Genomic DNA, 1,478 nt, shown 5'->3' on the forward strand with positions numbered 1-1,478 from the left:
CCAATACCGGTGATTTAGGTCTTTTTCTGGTGTTTGCTGGTTGTTTTGGTGGGCGGGATCAGTGTGATTGCCGTGGTGGGTGGTTGGGGTGGGTTGCGGTGGTGGGGGTGTTTGAGGTGCCAGTTGGTCATCTTGCGTTTGATGACGCGGGGGTTGGAGCGGTCTCTGCGGGGCGGGAGGAGTCGTTCGAGCAGTTCACGGGTGGTGTGTGTCAGGGCTCGGCTGAGTCGTGAGGGGGGAAAGTGCCGCCTGGCCGGTGACGTGGCGGCGGGCGATGCGAAGTGTGCGGGTGAAGGACAGCCGGTCGGGGTCGAGGCCGGCTTGGTGAGCGGTGTGGTGCATGACGTCCCGCAGGGCGTGGTGGACGAGGAGGAAGCCGTAGATTTCCTGCTCGACGCCGTCGGGGTGTTGCGAGCGGAGAACGAGGCGGTGTCCGCCCTGGTGGGTTTTGATCTCGTCCAGGGTGTTCTCGATCTCCCACCGCTGGTGGTAGAGGCCCGCCAGGTCGGTGGCGGGTGCCTGGTCCGGGTCACAGATGGTCGTGATCAGCCGGTAGACCGCCTCATCGCCGTCGCCGTCGCTGCCGAGGGTGTACTCGATGACACGGACCCGCGCCGGGTCATGTCGCCCGCGGTCGCCGGTGGCCACGATCTCGGACAGATAGGAGCCGTCGTCGAAGACCTCGACGACCGGGAGCACGATGTTCTTGCGGACGCGCCACAACAGGTCCGCACCCGTGCCCGAGGCGGCCTTCCACAGCTCGAAACCGGTGATGCCGCGGTCGGCCAGCAGCAGCATTCCCGTCTCCAGCCGGGGAAGGAGGTCGGGAATCAGATGCTGTTCGTGGACCGACAAGGGGCCGGTCGCCGCGGCGAACACCGCGTGTGTCCCGCATTCCACCAGCGCCGCAACCCTCACCTGCGGATACGCACTGCGCTGCTGTCCCCGGCCCGAGCCGGGACGGCCGAAGAAGCAGTCGTTCGCCTCGGTGTCCGGCACGTCGAACGTGGTGCCGTCCACCGCAACCAGCCGCCATCTGCGATACCAAGCACCAGCCGTGTCCGGGGCGGCCACCGGCCGGCACACCCGGTCGAACAGCATCATCAACGGTTCCGGCCCCAGCCGTCGGCGGGCTCTGCCGATCGCTGCGGTCGTCGGCACCCGCCACGGCTTCTCCCACCGCCGCACACGCTCCAGGCCCTGCGTCAGCAGCCGGGCCACTTCCTCATAGCCCTGCCCGGAGAAGAGACACATCGCCAGCACGAAATACACCACCACGCGGGCCGGCAGCAGCCGGGAACGCAGTTCCCGACGCCCGCACTCCACAATCACCTCATCCACCAGCTCGGGCGGAAACACCCGCGTCAACACACCCAGAGCGATCCGGTCCGACAACCGCTCACCCGACGACTTCACCTGTCCAGGCCTTGGCACACCACATCCAACGACCAACACCAGCCAAAGTCACCGGTATTGGG

Annotated in this window: 1 protein-coding gene; it reads right to left on the reverse strand. The window is 66.8% G+C overall.

Going from position 1 to position 1,478, the window contains the following annotated elements; genetic code table 11:
* Positions 1 to 195: 195 nt before the first annotated feature.
* A complete protein-coding gene (locus AC067Z_RS38895; RefSeq protein ID WP_478794358.1) occupies positions 196 to 1,434 on the reverse strand; it encodes an IS4 family transposase in 1,239 nt (412 codons plus the stop codon).
* Positions 1,435 to 1,478: the final 44 nt, after the last annotated feature.

The organism is Streptomyces sp. NPDC043812, assembly GCF_056436245.1.